The organism is Niabella aquatica (assembly GCF_054779315.1).
In genome coordinates this window covers 59714-77495 of the sequence record NZ_BAAGYM010000013.1, presented here as the reverse complement: position 1 = coordinate 77495, position 17782 = coordinate 59714, and the positions used below count along the sequence as shown (strand labels likewise).

At 46.8% G+C, this 17782-nt stretch carries 10 protein-coding genes; 8 read left to right on the top strand and 2 right to left on the bottom strand.

The genetic code is table 11. The features are described from left to right. Positions 1–9 precede the first annotated feature (9 nt). Together ACYVBM_RS11455 and ACYVBM_RS11450 are read right to left on the bottom strand one after the other, a co-directional pair. Positions 10–720 (bottom strand): response regulator transcription factor, encoded by a 711-nt coding sequence (locus ACYVBM_RS11455; RefSeq protein WP_460685795.1) that lies wholly within the window; start codon positions 718–720, stop codon positions 10–12. Between the two features lie 37 nt (positions 721–757). Next, entirely contained in the window at positions 758–2173 is a 1416-nt protein-coding gene (locus tag ACYVBM_RS11450; RefSeq protein ID WP_460685794.1) for a sensor histidine kinase, read from the bottom strand. A 337-nt stretch (positions 2174–2510) separates the two neighbouring features. Between ACYVBM_RS11450 and ACYVBM_RS11445 the strand changes: the two genes are divergently transcribed. The 8 genes from ACYVBM_RS11445 (at position 2511) to ACYVBM_RS11410 (ending at position 17779) form a co-directional block, all read left to right on the top strand. After that, positions 2511–5570 carry a SusC/RagA family TonB-linked outer membrane protein gene (locus ACYVBM_RS11445; protein ID WP_460685793.1) on the top strand — a complete coding sequence of 1020 codons (3060 nt, stop codon included), beginning with the start codon at positions 2511–2513 and terminating at the stop codon, positions 5568–5570. A gap of 27 nt (positions 5571–5597) precedes the next feature. Further along, positions 5598–7574, top strand: coding sequence for a RagB/SusD family nutrient uptake outer membrane protein (locus ACYVBM_RS11440; RefSeq protein WP_460685792.1), 1977 nt, complete (start codon positions 5598–5600; stop codon positions 7572–7574). A gap of 45 nt (positions 7575–7619) precedes the next feature. Then, positions 7620–8606, top strand: a complete 987-nt coding sequence (locus tag ACYVBM_RS11435) for a BT_3987 domain-containing protein (protein WP_460685791.1) — start codon at positions 7620–7622, stop codon at positions 8604–8606. Between the two features lie 89 nt (positions 8607–8695). Then, complete coding sequence (locus ACYVBM_RS11430) at positions 8696–9796, top strand: C2 family cysteine protease (protein ID WP_460685790.1); 1101 nt, start codon at positions 8696–8698, stop codon at positions 9794–9796. Between the two features lie 536 nt (positions 9797–10332). Continuing rightward, on the top strand, positions 10333–12681 hold the full coding sequence (locus ACYVBM_RS11425; protein ID WP_460685789.1) for a GH92 family glycosyl hydrolase: 2349 nt from the start codon (positions 10333–10335) through the stop codon (positions 12679–12681). A 14-nt stretch (positions 12682–12695) separates the two neighbouring features. Continuing rightward, positions 12696–13403 carry a basic secretory protein-like protein gene (locus ACYVBM_RS11420; RefSeq protein WP_460685788.1) on the top strand — a complete coding sequence of 236 codons (708 nt, stop codon included), beginning with the start codon at positions 12696–12698 and terminating at the stop codon, positions 13401–13403. A 2-nt stretch (positions 13404–13405) separates the two neighbouring features. Continuing rightward, positions 13406–15469 (top strand): glycoside hydrolase domain-containing protein, encoded by a 2064-nt coding sequence (locus ACYVBM_RS11415; protein ID WP_460685787.1) that lies wholly within the window; start codon positions 13406–13408, stop codon positions 15467–15469. 12 nt (positions 15470–15481) lie between these two features. Beyond that, positions 15482–17779, top strand: a complete 2298-nt coding sequence (locus ACYVBM_RS11410) for a GH92 family glycosyl hydrolase (RefSeq protein WP_460685786.1) — start codon at positions 15482–15484, stop codon at positions 17777–17779. Positions 17780–17782: the final 3 nt, after the last annotated feature.

The following is a 17782-nucleotide window of genomic DNA, read 5'->3' as shown; positions in this document are numbered from 1 at the left end:
TTTAGTTTATCAATTTTTTACACTAAAGATAAACCCCACGCCATACACGTTCTCAATCTCTACTTTTTCCGACTCTGCCAGCAGCTTTCGAAGTCTGGAGATGAATACATCGAGGCTCCTCCCTAAAAAATAATCGTTTTCGCCCCATAGCTTTATTAATATATCCTCCCGTTTGATTACGGTGTTTTTGTTTTGATACATATACTCCAGCAGGCCGGCCTCGCGCACGGTAAGCGAAATACTTTTGCCAGTATCGCCCACCGAAATTTTAAATACATCTTTTTTGAAGATAATGTCCCCCATGTGGATGGTACTGTTATGAGTGCTATCCTCTCCAGTAACGCCATCTTTATTGTTTCGCCTGATAATATTGGTAGCTCTTAATACCAGCTCATCTATATCAAAAGGTTTATTTATATAATCGTCCGCACCCAGCTTTAGCCCGGCAATACGGTCTTTTTTTTCATTGCGGGCGGTGAGGAACAGGAAAGGAATTTTGTTGTCGACTTTTTTAATGGTTGCGGCAAACTCAAAACCATCCATTCCCGGCAATTGTATATCGGTAATTAGCAGGTCGTAGTCATGCTTCGCCCCGAAAGCATCCAAAGCCTCTTCTGCCGTGGTTTTCAGGTCTACCTCAAAATTCATAAGATGAAGATACTGTTTCACCACATTGCCCAGGTCGGCCTCGTCTTCTACAAAAAGAATTTTATGTTTCATCCGTTTAAAGTTTTTATTTAACCTGGCTTAAAGCACCTCACAGAGGGATAATAATACTGAAATCCGTGCCCTGCTTTTCAACCGTATTCACCTTCAACAGCCAGCGGTGCGCTTCTATACATTGACGGGTGTAGTATAGCCCCAGCCCCAGGCCTTTCACGGCCTTATTATCAATGGCGCTGGTAGCTCGGAAAAATTTGTCAAAAATGTTTTTAAAATCCTGTTCGGGTATGCCCACGCCGTTGTCCACAATATGCACCGTAAGTTTTTTGTCCTGCTCCGTGGCGCTGATATCAATGCGCTTTATGGCGCTGTTATTATATTTGATTCCATTCTCTATGATATTTATGATCATGGTAGTAACCCAGAATTTGTCGAGCCATACCGTATGCCAGCTACCGGGATTACTGAATCGAATCTCCACTTCCCTGCTATCCGCCTGTATCATGTAGTCGTCCACTATTTCACGCAGCAGGTCTTCCATTATCACAGGTTCTTTTTGCAGGGTAGATTCGTTCATCATGGTAATATCTATCACCTGACTGAAAAGACAGTTGAGCCGCTTGGTTTGCCGCCCTATCACCCCGGTAAGAGAAGCCACCATCTCTTTGTTTTCCTGCACCTGCTCTTTTTCCAGCGTTTTATTGGCCACAATGATGGTAGACAAAGGCGTTTGAAACTCGTGGTTGATGCTGTTTACAAAATCCGATTTCATCTCGGCCAGCTTTTTTTGTTTAGCCCAGTTTCTGAAAGTAATGTAAAATATGGTGGCCAGCGAAAGCACAGAAAACAGCGAAAGTGAAAAGGTGGGCAGCATGCTCGCAATCACGGCCCGGATACGGTGCGGGGTATCCGCATACAGCGAAAAACCGATACGGTTGGAATATGGCGTGGGCATGCTGATGGTAATGGCGGATATTAGCTTACCTTCACTTATCAATCCGCTTATAATCAATCCATTATCATTAAACATCTTATCAACATGTTCATATATTTTCGACTTGTCGTAAAGCGTGATGTATTTATTACCATCAAAAGTTACACTAATATGCTCAACCTTTAAAAGCCATCCAATATCTTCATCCAGTTTATTTTGCTTTATGATAGAAGCCATCAGGCTGTCAATATTACTTTCAGTCCGCAGGGTAGTTGCTATGCTGTCCACTACCTTTTGGCTAAACCACTCAAATGCTTTTGTGTCCGTTGTATAAAGCCGTTCCAGTTCCTCCATATTCCTGCTTAAGAACCGGTCTATAATAGCCTGGCCACCCGGAAATACTTTATCGTTACGGATGGCATTGTTGTACGATTCCTTAAGCTGGGCAGCCTCTTTCAAAAAGAACTGTTCATTTTTCAGCTCAAAAGTATTATACACTAAAAAATACTGAACAACTGCCAGTATCACAAAGCTCGCTATAGCTATAAACCTTATGCCGAAAATTGAAGACAACATGCACAACAATAAACTGCCATAAAACTACTGATAGTAACACAGAAATACTCAACGTTTAAATTATGTTAACAATTTGTTGGGCTTTTGTTATTAATATGTTATAGAAACCTTAAATAATTTAGAACTATTAAATGACCAAACCTAAAGCCTTATGATAAAAATAACATAGAGCAACAAGTAGGCAATATATCGCCGCAGCGATGCCACTGAAAGTCAACAATTCTTTATAGGTTTTTTACACATTACAAAAAAGTTTTCCATGCAATTTAAAAAACATTGGTGTTTTATTTGTGTTCTTGTATGCGCTTGCGTATTGAGTTTTCAGACTCGTGCTCAAGTGCCTGCTGACAGTTCAACCCTCCTCTCCCAACAAACTGTCACGCTAACAGGTAGCGTTCGTGACAATCTGAACGGCATTCTCTCAGGGGCTACCATCACCAACCTCAGCACCGGCAAGTCCACCATGTCAAGCGGTTCCGGTACATTTTCTATTGATGCCGCCAAACGCGATACGCTGGTGGCCTCCTACATCGGCTATCAGGACTTTATCTGGCAGCATACCGACCGGCTCAATTACGATGTGGTGCTTACTCCCGTAGTAGGCAGCCTTAACGATGTAGTGGTAACGGGCTTTGGCCGGCGGCAGACACAGTCCAGCGTTGTTGGCGCTATCTCCAGCGTGGATGTGGCTCAATTGCAGCACCCAGTTGCCAATCTCAACACCATGCTCGCCGGCCGCATCGCAGGCATAATAGGTGTGCAGCGCTCCGGCCTGCCCGGCAGCAACAGCGCCGATATATGGATACGTGGTATCCAAACCTTTGGCAACAACCCCTCCGGCCCCTTGGTTATTATTGATGGTGTGCAGGGCAGGGACATTAACAACTACGACCCCGAGGACATACAATCCTTTTCCATACTCAAAGATGCCTCCGCCACGGCGATGTATGGCTCCCAGGGTGCCAATGGTGTTATACTCATTACCACCAAGCGCGGCAGCCCCGGCAAATCTCAGATTATGGCGCAGTATATTGAGGGCTTCACCAATTTTACTAAAATGCCCAAAATGGCGGATGCCGGCACTTATATGCGGCTGAAAAACGAAGCACAGATTGCATCAGGCATTGCGCCTTCTTATTCACAAGCTTATATTGACAGTACCGAATCTGTTACGGCAGACCATTTTGTTTATCCTAATGTGGACTGGTTCAATCAGGTATTGAAGAAAAACGCTCGTTTCCGCAAAGCTAATGTGAGTTCCACCGGAGGAACGGAAAATACACAATATTATGTGGCGCTTACCTATTATAACGAGTCGTCCATGATCAAGACCGATCCTGATCAGAAATTATACGATGCCAATACCTTGTTCCAGCGCTACAACTTCACGTCCAATGTGGATATGAAATGGACCAAGACTACCAGATTTTCCCTGTCCATAGGGGGCTATATCAGTGAGTTTAACGAGCCAGGCGCGGGTGCAGGGTCAGCCTTTAGCAACTCTATGAATGCCAGCCCCGTACTGGCTCCGGCATTTTATCCGGGCAACCTGAGAGCTGGTGTAGCAAGAGGCAACTCATCATCGCCCAACCCCTGGGCGGATGTGGCTATGTCCGGCTACAGCAATACCTACAACTCGCAGATCAACAGTACAGCTGTCCTTCAGCAGGATCTTGGTTTTTGGGTCAAGGGGCTTAGCGCCAATGCGCAGTACTCTTTCGACAACAAAAACACCAGCACCAGTGGCAGGCGCCTGAACCGCAGCGTATGGTATGTCAATCAGGTAACGCCCTATAATCCGGATGGCTCTCTCAACTTTGGTCCACCACAAATTACAGGGTCGGACGACCTGGTGTTTAGCCAGGGCAATTCGGGTAACCGGCAAAACACTTTTCAGGCAACGCTTTCCTACAACAGGACTTTTGGCGACCACAATGTAACCGGTATGCTTGTGTATTTTCAGCGCAGCACGATGGACCCTTTCGACGGCGACCTGCTGGACTATATACCCAGGCGGCAGCAAAACTATGCGGGCAAGGCCGCATATACCTACAAGGGCAAATACCTGTTTGAGTTCAACCTCGGTTACAACGGGTCGGAAGATTATGTGCCCAGCAAGCGCTTTGGCTGGTTTCCTGCGCCGGGTATAGGATGGATAGTGTCCAAAGAAGCATTTTTTGAACCATTATCTAAAGTGTTCCAATACTTTAAGCTTCGCTATTCCAACGGCCTGTCAGGTGCGCCCGGTACAGGCAAGCGCTTTGGCTATGCCACATTGGTTACTACCGGCGCTAATGGCTATACCTTTGGTTCGGGTTCGGGTTCGCAGGGGTACAACGGTGTTAATATCCTCCAGTACGGCGCCGATGTAACCTGGGCCGTAGCACATACCCAGGACTGGGGCTGGGATTTCCATACCCTGAACGGCCAGCTACAGTTTGTACTTGATTACTGGTATTCGTACCGTACCAAGGTGTTTCTGGACAGGGGGGACTTTCCCGCATTTGCAGGCCTCCAGTACCAGCCCGTGGGTAATGTGGGCATTGTTAAGGCCTCCGGTTTTGACGCGCAGGTAACCCTGACACCCTTTACCATTGGCCGCAACATGACCTTGGGCTTCAACGGTACGGCTACATATAGTATTAACAGCTTGCAGAAGAACGCTTCACCTCCGGTTGCCGACCCTTACCAAAGCCCTATAGGGCAATATACCAATCGGATAATGGGCTATGTGGCAGAGAAGCTGTTCCAATCCGAAGCCGAAATTGCCAACAGCCCCGACCAGCGGCCGCTTGGCGGCAACCCTCGCCCCGGGGACATCAAATACAAAGACCTGAACGGCGATGGTACGATCAACCAATATGACCAAACGGTTATCAGCAACGGCGATGTGCCTAAGTGGATATTTGGCGCCGGTTTCAATTATACCCTGGGCAATTTCTACGTAAGTGCTTTCTTCCAGGGCAACCTGGGGTCATATCGCACCATCAGCGGAAATGCGCGCTCGCCTTTTAGCGGCAGCTCGCTCGGCGCAGATGATGGCAATGTTTTTGCCATGGTAACGGACAGGTGGACACCCGAAAACCCCGTGGAGCGCCCATTCTATCCCCGGCTTGGATTTGGCGGCCCTGCCAATAACAACAATGCCGTAGCCAGCACCTGGTGGGTGAGGGACATCAGTTTTGTTCGCCTCAAAACTGCGAATGTGGGCTACAATTTCAAAAACCATAAGTGGATGAATCATATGAGCATGAAGAACTTGCAGGTATATTTAGATGGTATCAACCTCTGGTACTGGAGCCCCTTCAAGCTATGGGATCCGGAGCTGAATACAGGTAACGGCAATTCTTACCCCAACGTAAGGCAGCTTTCCATAGGCATCCGCGCTAATTTTTAATCCATGACTTCTAAAAAAGATACCATCATGAAACGAAGCATAAAACATATTTTTTCACTAAGGAACAACAGGTGGTTGGACGGCGCCACCCTTCCTCAGCCATATACAAAAAATAAAAGAATGAAGATAAAATTGATATCCCGTATGGTTGTCGCCTGCCTGGCAATCGTCAGTTTGGTCGGCATCAGCTCCTGCAAAAAATACCTGTCCAACCTGCCCACAGGGATGTTGGTAAAAGACAGCATTTTTTCCTCGCTCAACAACGTAAACGGCTACCTGGCTCAGGTATATACCAACCTGCCGGACGAGTACTCGCAAACGCGGGGAGGGCGTTATTCCGGCCCCTATACGGGGGCTTCTGACGAAGCCAACTGGTGGTCGCAGGTGGGGCACAGCGCTGCGGCCGGAGGGCTTGGCGCCGGTGCCAATCTGCTCAACCAAAGTACCTGGAACCAGGACTTTGGTGGCAACTTTTGGAACAACTGGTACAAGCCCGTGCGCACCGCCACCGATTTTATCGCCAATATAGATCGCGCCAATCCCAAGGAAGTGCCGGACAATCTCAAGGGGCATTTCAAGGCAGAGGCAAGAGCGCTGCGGGCCATCTTTTATTTCTTTATGCTGCGCCTGTACGGGCCCATCCCCATCCTGTCTGAGCAGATAGACCCCAATGCCACAGGCGATGCCCTGCTGTATGCGCGCACGCCTTTCGACTCCTGTGTCAACTACATTACCAGCGAGCTGGATCAGGCCTACAATGAAATACAGTCTGTTGCCAGCGCGCAGATGCCCGCCGATCAGCCCCTCAATCTGGGCCGTGGCGTAGAGTACGGCCGTATTACCAGCGGCGCGTGCAAGGCATTTAAGCAACAGGTACTACTGTTGGCCGCCAGTCCGCTCTTTAATGGCAATGCCGATTATGCCAATCTGAAAAACACGGATGGCACACAACTGATGCCACAAACCTACGATGTTAACAAATGGAAAAAGGCAGCGGATGCCGCCAAGGCTTTTATAGACGAGTTTGTACCATCTACTTATGATATGTATTATTCCACAAACGGAGCAGACCCCTTCACACGGGCTTACAATGCCTGTAATGAAGTAGTGCTGAACGAGTGGAACAAGGAATGGATATGGGGGCGGGCTAAGAGTGATATCGGCGCAAGACGATACGATGCAACACCTAAATTGGTGGGCACGCCCACTACTGTCAATAAAGGCGGTGGATTCCTCGCTGCCAACCAGTCTATGGTGGATGCCTATTTCATGGCCAATGGCCGCCCTATCACAGATCCGCTTTCAGGCTACCAGTCTTCCGGTTTCTCCAATTTCAAGTCGGTGTACGACAGAATTGCCCGCCGCACGTTCAACCCGTATATCAACCGGGAGCCGCGTTTCTATGTGGGTGTAACCTACAACAACAGCTACTGGCTGCAACAGGGTGGCAGTTCCGATATTATAGTAGACTTTACCCCAACCGGCAACTCAGGAAGGGGGCAAAGTACTACCGATGTTTCGTCAACAGGCTATCTTTTGCGCAAGGCTATAAAGGCTGATGGAGGCTCCATAGGCTACTGCTACCTGCGCTTAGCCATGATATATCTCGACTATGCCGAGGCTTTGAACGAATACAATCCGGGCAATGCCGACATCCTCAAATACCTCAATATTATCCGTGAGCGGGCAGGTGTGGCTCAGTATGGCACAGCCGAGCTGCCGGTACCGGCAACCCAGGCTGAGATGCGCGAGGCTATATGGCACGAACGGCAGGTAGAACTGGCGTTTGAAAACGTGCGTTATTTTGACATCCGCCGCTGGAAGATTGCGCCCCAAACCATGGGAAAGGATGTTTATGGTATGAATATGTTTGCCGGCGGAGACGCGTTCTATCAACTCACACTGGTACAGCGCAGGCGCTTCCTGCAAAGGGACTACCTGTGGCCAATACCTTATAGTGAGCTACTGAGGGATAAATTGCTGGTACAAAACCCCGGCTGGTAGTTTTTGAGCACAAGCATATGATTAATTAAAAAAATATACAATAGGATGAACCAAATAAAAAACGAAAGGATACTCCCCGCCAGTAAAAAAATGATTTTTGTAGTGGCAGTAGCCTGTTCCGCACTGATTATGGGTTGTGTCAAAAATGACAAACTCTATTCTCCGAAGGAGGGTAGCATCTATATGCCTCAGGCCTATCAGGACAGGGCAAATCTTTCTCTTTATTATATTGACTCTTCACAGACGGCTTATTTCGGCGTGGCATACAGTGGCTTTAAAAGCCTCGGACAGGATGTTACGGCAACCTTTGAGGTGGCTAACGGCCTGATTGACCAGTACAATATAGACAATGCCTATACTGGTATTACCTACTATCCGTTGCCTACGGATGCCTATACAATATCCGGACTTAGCACGGTGCTGAAAGCGGGAACAACCAGTTCTGAACCACTGGCATTGACTATTGTAGGGACAAAGCTACAGCTAGGTAAGCATTACCTGATGCCTATACGTCTCAAGAGCGTATCGGGCGGTATATTTGACAGTTCCCTGTCACTGGCATATTTTAAGATAGATGAGTTGACGATAAGGTCCAGAGACATTACTTCCCAAGCTAAGCTGAGCGTAAACATAGACAACGATGGTGGTCCCAATGCCAAAGAAGGTTCCAACAAGTTAGTGGACGGCGATTTTGTTAATACAAAGTTCCTGACATTTAATTACGCCCCCACCTTGTACGCACAGTTGGAGTTCCCTAAGCCAACCATTGTCGGCGGCTATACCATCACATCGGGCGATGATGCACAGGAGCGGGATCCACGGGACTGGACCATGTCGGGGAGCAACGATGGCACCACCTGGACGGTCTTTGACACCAAAGCGAATCAGTCCTTTGACACCAGGAGGCAAACCAGGCGGTTCAATACTTCCAATACTACTGCATACAAGTATTACCGGTGGAATATCACAGCCAAAGCAGGTAGCGGCAATTTGTTCCAGTGTATGGAGTTCAGATTATTGCAATTTTATTAGCAGCAACAGGGTTTCCCATAATATCGAATTGAAATGTTATGGGAAATTCCTGTTAATTGTATTTTTTAAAAGATTCAATTTCTTTTACAATGAAACAGATAAGCCTTTGCGCCGGTGCATTACTCGCACTTACGTTGTGGTACAGTTGTTCTAAGAGCGACACCACACCGGAGCCGGCGCCCAAGCCCGAACCGCCGGTAACAGGCGGCACGGTAACGCGTAACTGGCGGGACACTTCCATTGCCGACCTGATGCTATTGACCTACGCCAGCACTTACTCCTCCAAAACGCCCATGGGTGTGCGCTATCAGAACCTGAAGGCACCCACTGCTGCTGATATTGAGTGGCTGGCGACAGCAGGCAACGAGCCACCTGTGCAGGCCTCCGTAGCAAATACACACTGGCAGACCTTTATGGTAAACCTGTATCCTGCACCTTCAGCTAATAAACCAGACCCCGTGCATGTGAACCAACACATTATAGGCGATTGCAGCGGGCTGGCGGCATTTGCCTGCATGGCCTATGCCGCGCCCGATTTTGTGAAGGGATTGATCACAGACAACGGTAACAATACCTATATCGTACACATGTACGACCCGCAGGGGAAGAAGATAGACGTAGCCGTTTCTTCCTTATTCCTTGCCGAACCCAACGGTAAACTGGCCGCCTGTGGCGCGCAGGGCAGCAATGTAGCCACATGGGCGACCATCCTCGAAAAGGCGGTAATGAAGTACAACTACATATTTAAACTCCATAACGATGGCAAAGACATAGGCGGTATCGGCAGCGAGTTCACCACACCCATGTTTACCGGAAATGGCAATAGCTTTGCGGTTCGCCCCAGTGCAATGAACCCTGCCAATCTACAGCGGATAACCTTATGGGCGCTGGCGAACGGCAAGTTCGTAACCGGCGGCTGGACAAGGAACGACATTGTCGTTGGCGGGAAAAAGTCCGTATTTGGTCATGCCTATTCCCTGTATGTTTCCACCGATGCAACGGCACTGTTTGCCATGCGCAACCCCTGGGGATTTAATCCCTCCACAGACGGTAGTGGCAGTACCGACAACGGGGTAGTGGCCGTGCCCAACGTAGGCAATATTGTCAATGAAATAGACATCCGCATCATTGATCCGGGAGCGGCTGGCGACAAAGGCAATTTAACGCCTTATGAAAAACCTAAACTGTAGTCAATTATATGCTATAAATATTAAAATCCATAGGATCCTCTGATGTTAAGACATCGCCTTGCGAACTATAGTTTCTGCAATACTATTCGCAATATTTTAATACCAATTTAGACTTTAAAAGGTATTGTCGTCCTGAATTTCTATATGAGACGGTTGATGCAAAGAGGGATGAAGGTCTGAATCAGGACTTGAGCCTAATCTCGGAGCCTGCCTTAGTTCACTTTCACCTTCTCCTCACTTAATTTCTCTGTAAATTTATTACAAGTCTAAAGGAGCCTGTCGAAGGACTTTTTTTCAAATGAATCATGCCCGCCTGAACGGAACGGGCAGGGTTCGGCAAGCTCATCACGACCTTGCTTATTAAACAGGTTTTAATGTTTAAATGGTATTATATGAATTTTTCGATTTTATTCACAATTTTTTAGTAACAAGCAGTTAACAACCGAAATACCAAATTGCTCTTAAACTTCCATTAACAATCGCTTCATTATTCATTATCTGTAAACAGAAAGAAAAACTCTTACTTTTAGCTAATCATGAAGCAACAGATTTCAGCAATGATTAAAATGACTTCCCTGCAGGCAGCCATGCTCCTGTTCACAGGTATCACCTGCCTGTTCGGCAGGCAGGCATCAGCACAAGTACCAGCACCGCAGCATATAGAACCGGTTGATTATGTAAACCCCTTAATGGGAACCGACTCCAAAGTCAGCCTTTCCAATGGCAATACTTACCCGGCCATCGGTCTGCCCTGGGGCATGAACTTATGGACACCCCAGACCGGAACCAACGGAAACGGGTGGCAGTACGAGTACGCAGCAAATAAAATAAGAGGCTTTAAGCAAACCCACCAGCCCTCCCCATGGATGAACGATTACGGAATGTTCTCTATTATGCCGGTTACCGGTAAAGCGGTAGCCGACCAGGAAGCAAGGGCAAGCTGGTTTTCACATAAAGCAGAAGTAGCGAAGCCCTATTATTACAGTGTGTACCTCGCCGACCATGATGTAACTACCGAAATAACGCCTACCGAAAGGGCAGCTTATTTCAGGTTTACCTTCCCAAAAACAGACAGCGCTTTTATTGTAATTGATGCTTTTGATAAGGAATCTTATGTTGAAATCATTCCCGCTCAAAACAAGATAATCGGCTACACCACCAAATACGCACGTGGCCGGTTAAATAACTTTAAGAACTACTTTGTCATCCAATTCGACCACCCTTTTACAAGTACCGGTACCTGGGTGGAAAAGGATATTACCCCTAACTCGCTAAAGCTGCTGGAAAACAAAAACAGTGGCGCTATTGTAAGTTTTGCTATTAACAAACGTGGCGGAAAAGTGCAGGCTAAAGTAGCCTCTTCCTTTATCAGCCCCGAGCAGGCGGAAATTAACCTGAAAGAAATAGGCAACCGCAGCTTTGACCAGGTAGCCCAGGCAGGCCGCAGTATTTGGAACAAAACCCTCGGCGCGGTAAAAGCGGAAAGCAAAAACATTGACCAGCTACGCACTTTTTATTCCTGCCTGTACCGTATGGTGTTTTTCCCCAACAAACTGTACGAGAAAGATGCCAGCGGGAAGATTGTGCATTACAGCCCTTATACCGGCGAAGTGTTACCGGGGTATATGTTTGGCGGCACAGGGTTCTGGGATACGTTCCGCGCGCTTTACCCTTTCCTGAACTTTGTTTTTCCTTCCATCAATAAAGAAATGCAGGAAGGCCTGATTAATGCTTATAAAGAAGGCGGCTTTTTGCCGGAGTGGAGCAGCCCCGGTTATGCTGATATTATGATAGGCAACAACTCCGCATCAGTAGTAGCTGATGCTTATATAAAAGGCATTAGAGGCTATGATATAGCAACACTTTATAAGGCATTGCAGCATGGTGCCAACAATGAGGGCCCCATAACAGCAGTAGGGCGTAAAGGTGTAAAATACTATAACGAGCTGGGATATGTGCCTTATGATGTAGGTATTAATGAAAATGCCGCCCGCACTTTGGAGTATGCGTATGACGATTTCACTATTTACCAGTTAGCCAAAGCCCTGAACAGGCCAAAGCAAGAAATCGAAATTTATAAAAAAAGAAGCCTGAACTATAAAAACCTATTCGATCCTGAACACAAACTGATGCGCGGCAAAAACAAGGACGGTATGTTCCAGTCGCCTTTTAACCCGCAGAAATGGGGCGATGCCTTCACCGAAGGTAATAGCTGGCATTACTCCTGGAGCGTTTTTCATGATATTAACGGCCTGATGCAGTTAATGGGTGGCAAAAAAGATTTTGTACAAATGCTCGATTCCGTATTCATTATGCCGCCGACTTTTGACGACTCTTATTACGGGGGCGTGATACACGAGATAAGGGAAATGCAGATTATGAACATGGGGCAATATGCCCACGGCAACCAGCCCATCCAGCACATGATATACCTGTACAACTACGCCGGCGAGCCCTGGAAAACCCAGTATTGGGCAAGAGAGGTGATGGACAAATTGTACCTTGCCACGCCCGATGGCTATTGCGGAGATGAAGACAACGGGCAAACTTCGGCCTGGTTTGTATTTTCAGCCATGGGCTTCTACCCTGTCTGTCCCGGTACCGACCAATATATATTAGGCTCACCGCTGCTTGATAAAATTACCGTTACGCTTGAGAACGGGAAGCAGGTAGTGATTACTGCAAACAATAACAGCAAAAATAACCGCTATGTTTCTGCGCTGAAATTCAACGGCGCCAATTATACCAGGAACTGGGTCAGCCATTTTGATTTGATGAAAGGCGCAAAGCTCGATTTTTCGATGAGCAGCGCACCCAATAAACAAAAAGGTGTTAAAGAAGCAGACTTTCCCTATTCCCTTTCCACAGACCTGCAATCAAAATAAAACATAAAAAATACATGAAAAAAATCATAGCAGCCATCAGCCTTCTGGCTATTTTAGCAACTACTGCACATGCTCAAAGAAGAAGCTGGAATGATGTTGGGCTTAGCGATGCGGTAAGTAACGACACTATCAAAAGAGGAAAGTTCACCATCGTTTTCATCAACAAATCGCCAAAGTTCAACCCTAAAACAGGTGAGCGCATGATAGAAACTTTTTTTAAAGTGTACCCTAAAGAAGCAAAACTTTATAACAAAAACACGCGCAGGCTGGTTACTTTTGTTATAGATCCAGAGTATACAGCAGTAGCAGCAGCATCTGGTGGCATCATAAAAGTAAATCCTGAATGGATGTCTAAAAACCCCGAAGACCTGGATGTAGTAACGCACGAAGCCATGCACATTGTACAGGCCTACCCCGGCGATGCAGGCCCGGGATGGGCAACGGAGGGCGTGGCAGACTATGTGCGCTACAAGCTGGGCGTGAACAATGCAGCCGCCAACTGGAGCTTACCGGCTCTTACTGACAAGCATCATTATACCAATGCCTACCGCGTAACGGCAAGATTTTTTGTGTGGATTGAAAAAAATTATAACAGGAAGCTGGTTAAAAAACTGGATCATGCTATGCGCACCAAGACCTATACGGAGGATTTCTGGAAAAAAGAAACCGGGAAAACCGTAGACGAACTTTGGGATGATTATAAAAAAAATCCGGCAACCTAAACATGAAACAAAGGGTACTTGCTATCAGTATGTTACTGGCATCCGTCGGAGCTATAGCACAAAAAAACACAAATAAGCAACCCGCTGATTATGTAAATGTTTTTTTAGGTACTTCCGGCGACCATGGACAACTTTCTCCCGCAGCAGGCTACCCTTTTAATTACATGAGCATTGTACCGCAAACCTATCCTAAAACGCATACGGGATATGAGTATTATGCCAAACAGTTTCTGGGATTTGCACACACCGTATTTGAAGGAGTAGGTTGCAGGGGCAGCGGCGGCAACATCCTTGTAAAACCTTTTATAAACTCCAAAGAGGACCTGCTTGAAAAGGTGAGCCAGCATGGATCTCCCGGCTCCTATTTTGTAACGTTCGCTAATAAAATATCCGCCGCGTTTGTAGCAGGAAATAAATACGGGCAGCACCTGTACACATTCCCCCGCGGGCAACATGGCCTGGTGATAGACCTGGCCTACAGCTTATCCAACGGGTTTAAAAATACATCCTACTCTATTGCCGGCAACGCCGTGCAGGGCTGGATTGAGGCTGGCACTACCTGCGGTGCAGGCGCTTATAAGATTTATTTTTATTTGGTAATAAACAAACCTGTAACATGGCAACAAACCGCCACTAACGAAATTACTGCCACCTGGAAAAACACGTCTGCCGATACAGCCAGGCTCTGTATCGGGCTGTCATCCGTTAACGAAACCTACGCCCGAAAAGCCATCAAACAGACAGGGTTTACCCGGCAGCAGGAAGAAACCAAAGCCGCATGGAATAAGGCATTACAGCAAATACAGGTTTCTGGGACAGCGCCTCAAAAAAAAGAGCTGTTCTATTCTCTGTTATACAGAACCATCCAGTCGCCCTACAACATCAGCGAGCCGGACGGCGTGTACAGGGCAAACGATGGCAGCCTGCAAAAAAGCAAAACAGCTTATTACAACGGCTGGTCAATATGGGATAATTACAAAACACAGCTACCGCTACTTTCCGTAGCTTATCCTGAACAGTTCGCTCCTGTTGCGCAATCCATCGCGCAGCTTTATTTGTATGGGAAAAAAGACTATGCCACGCAAACAGAACCTTCCAATACGGTAAGAACAGAACATGCGGTAGTAGCGCTCCTCGATGCATACAGGAAGGGCGTTCCTGTTGATCTTAAAAAGATATACACCCCGCTTAAAAACGAAATAGACGGTTTGGATTTTAGCAAACCTGATAAAGCCTTAGAAAGCAGCTATGATACCTGGGCCTTTGCCGAAATTGCTTCCATTACCGGTAACACAGCAGATGCCGCCGCTTATAAGCAAAAAGCATTGCAATATAAAACCTACTGGAACAAAGACTTTAAAGACCTTACAAAAAAAGATGTTGACCAGATGCAGGCGCGTGGCCTTTACCAGGGAACCATCTGGCAATACCGGTGGTTCGTGCCTTTTGATGTAGCAGGCCTGATACAGCTAACCGGCGGCGAAAGCGCTTTCATTGAGCAGCTAAAAACCTTTTTTAATAAAGACCTGTATAATCATGCCAATGAGCCGGACATACAGGCACCATCCATGTTCAATGCTACAAGCGCTTATCCTTTTTCTCAATACTGGATGCACACTATTGCAGCGGACACCATTGTACAATATTATTTTAACGACAATAGTAAAGGCATAGACCCTTATGTAGGGCCTGTCTACAAAAATGAGCCAAAGGCTTTATTAAGGACGATGGATGATGACGGCGGCGCTATGTCGGCCTGGTATGTTTTTGCAGCAATAGGCTTATACCCCGCTGCAGTAGGCGAACCGGTTTACTACCTCCATGTGCCGCAGTTCAAAATAATAGAGCTGAAACTGCCGCAAAACAGGAAGTTCCGTATTGAAGTAAAAAATTTTAACCCCAGGAACAAGTATATAAAAAACGTATGGCTAAACGACAGTCCTTATCTTAAAAATTATATCTTACACGCCGATATAATGAAGGGCGGGCACCTGGCAATAGAAACAACCGGGAAAATAAGTGAAGCGCACCCTGGGCTGAAAATATGGAGCAGCAGTTATCAATAAAAAAGACCTTTAATGATTAAGAAATCAACCTCCCTGGTGCTATTGGCACTTTTAGGCCACAGCGCTATACAGGCGCAGAACAATAACCTGGTTCAGTATGTGAACCCATTGATAGGGACCGCGAAAATGGGGCATACTTATCCCGGTGCCACAGTGCCTTTTGGGGCAGTACAGCTAAGCCCCGATACGGACACTATTCCCTATGCAGGGCCCGACGGGAAGTATACCGGTACTGCATATAAATACTGTGCCGGTTATCAATATGATGATCCCACTATTGTTGGCTTTAGTCACACCCATTTCAGCGGAACAGGTCATGCAGACCTGGGCGATTTCTTAATCATGCCCACTACCGGTAAACTACAGCTCAATCCCGGTACAGCCGACAAGCCGGAAACAGGCTATCGCAGCCGTTTTAGCCATGCCAATGAAGTAGCAGCGCCCAATTATTATAAAGTACAGCTCGACGATCATAACATAACCGCAGAATTGACCACTACCACCCGCGTAGGGGTACATCAGTACACATTTCCCAGGTCGGAAGAGGCGCATATTATCCTGGACCTGATGCATGGAATTTACAATTACGAAGATAAAAACGTATGGACCTTTGTGCGTGTAGAGAACGACACATTAGTTACAGGCTACAGGCAAACGCATGGCTGGGCAAAGACCAGGACCGTATACTTTGCCATGACTTTTTCAAAGCCCATTGAAAGCTATGGTTATGCGCAGTTTAAAAAACAGGTGTACCAGGGCTTCTGGCGCCGGTTCAACGTTAATCAGAACTTTCCTGAAATGATCGGGCAAAACCTGAGGGCCTATTTCAATTTCAGAACAACGGACAATGAAAAAATAAAGATCAAGTTTGCCCTTTCTCCTGTAAGCTCCGCCAATGCTTTGCAAAACCTGCGTACAGAAACCCCGGGCTGGGACTTTGCCACTATCAAAACGCAGGGACAGCAGCTGTGGAACAGTGAGCTGAATAAAATACAGGTAGCGGCGCTCAGCAAAGATGATATGATCAACTTTTACACCGCAATGTATCATACTTTCCTGGGGCCAACCGTTTATAACGATGTCAATGGAGCGTATAAAGGATTAGATCAGCAGGTTCACAAAGCAGAAGGGTTTACCAACTACACGACCTTCTCACTCTGGGATACTTACCGCACCTTACATCCTTTCTTCAATCTTATTCAGCCTGGCAGAAATGCAGATATGATAAAAAGTATGCTGGCTCACTACCAGCAAAGCGTACATGGCATGCTGCCGGTATGGAGCCATTATGCCAATGAAAACTGGTGCATGAGCGGCTATCATGCCGTACCTGTGATTGCAGATGCTATTGTAAAAGGCCTGAAAGGTTTTGATTATAACAGGGCGTTAGATGCCTGTATAGCTACAGCCAATGTAAAATATTACGATGGCCTGGAAGACTATATGAAACTTGGATATGTACCCGACGATAAAAGGGGCAACTCCGTTTCTACAACACTGGAGTATGCTTTCGACGACTGGAGCATTGCTATGGCAGCTCAAAAACTGGGCAGAACCGCCGATTACGAAACCTTCATGAAACGCGCTCAGAACTGGAAAAACGTATATGACGCGTCCATTGGCTATATGCGCCCCCGCCTGAGCGATGGCAGCTTCAAAAAAGATTTTGATGTGCTTTCCACACATGGGCAGGGTTTTATAGAAGGGAATGCCTGGAATTTCAGCCTGTTTGTTCCGCAGGACCCTGAAGGAATGATAGCAGCAATGGGTGGCGAAAAAAGATTCCTGCCACACCTGGATTCTCTTTTCACCATGCACCTGCCCGATGAGTTTTTTGCCGATACGGAAGATATTACCCGTGAAGGCATCATCGGAAATTATGTACACGGCAACGAACCTTCCCACCATGTAGCTTACCTGTACAATTTTACATCGCAACCCTGGAAAACACAGGAACGTGTGCGCATGATCCTGAAAAAGCAATACCAGCCCCGCATTGACGGCCTGGGCGGCAACGACGACTGCGGGCAGATGAGCGCCTGGTATATTTTCTCCAGCTTAGGCTTTTATCCGTTTGCGCCGGGAAGCGAAACCTACCAGTTGGGCAGCCCTGCCATTAAGAAGGCTACACTTCAATTAGAAAATGGCACTACACTTACCGTAGAAGCAAAAAACCAGTCCGATAAAAACGTGTATGTGTCCAAAATTACTTTTAACGGTATGCCTGTAACAGGCCATGCGATTGATCATAGTACACTTATGAAAGGAGGTGCACTGGTATTTTATATGTCGGCAAAACCGAAGAAATAAGCG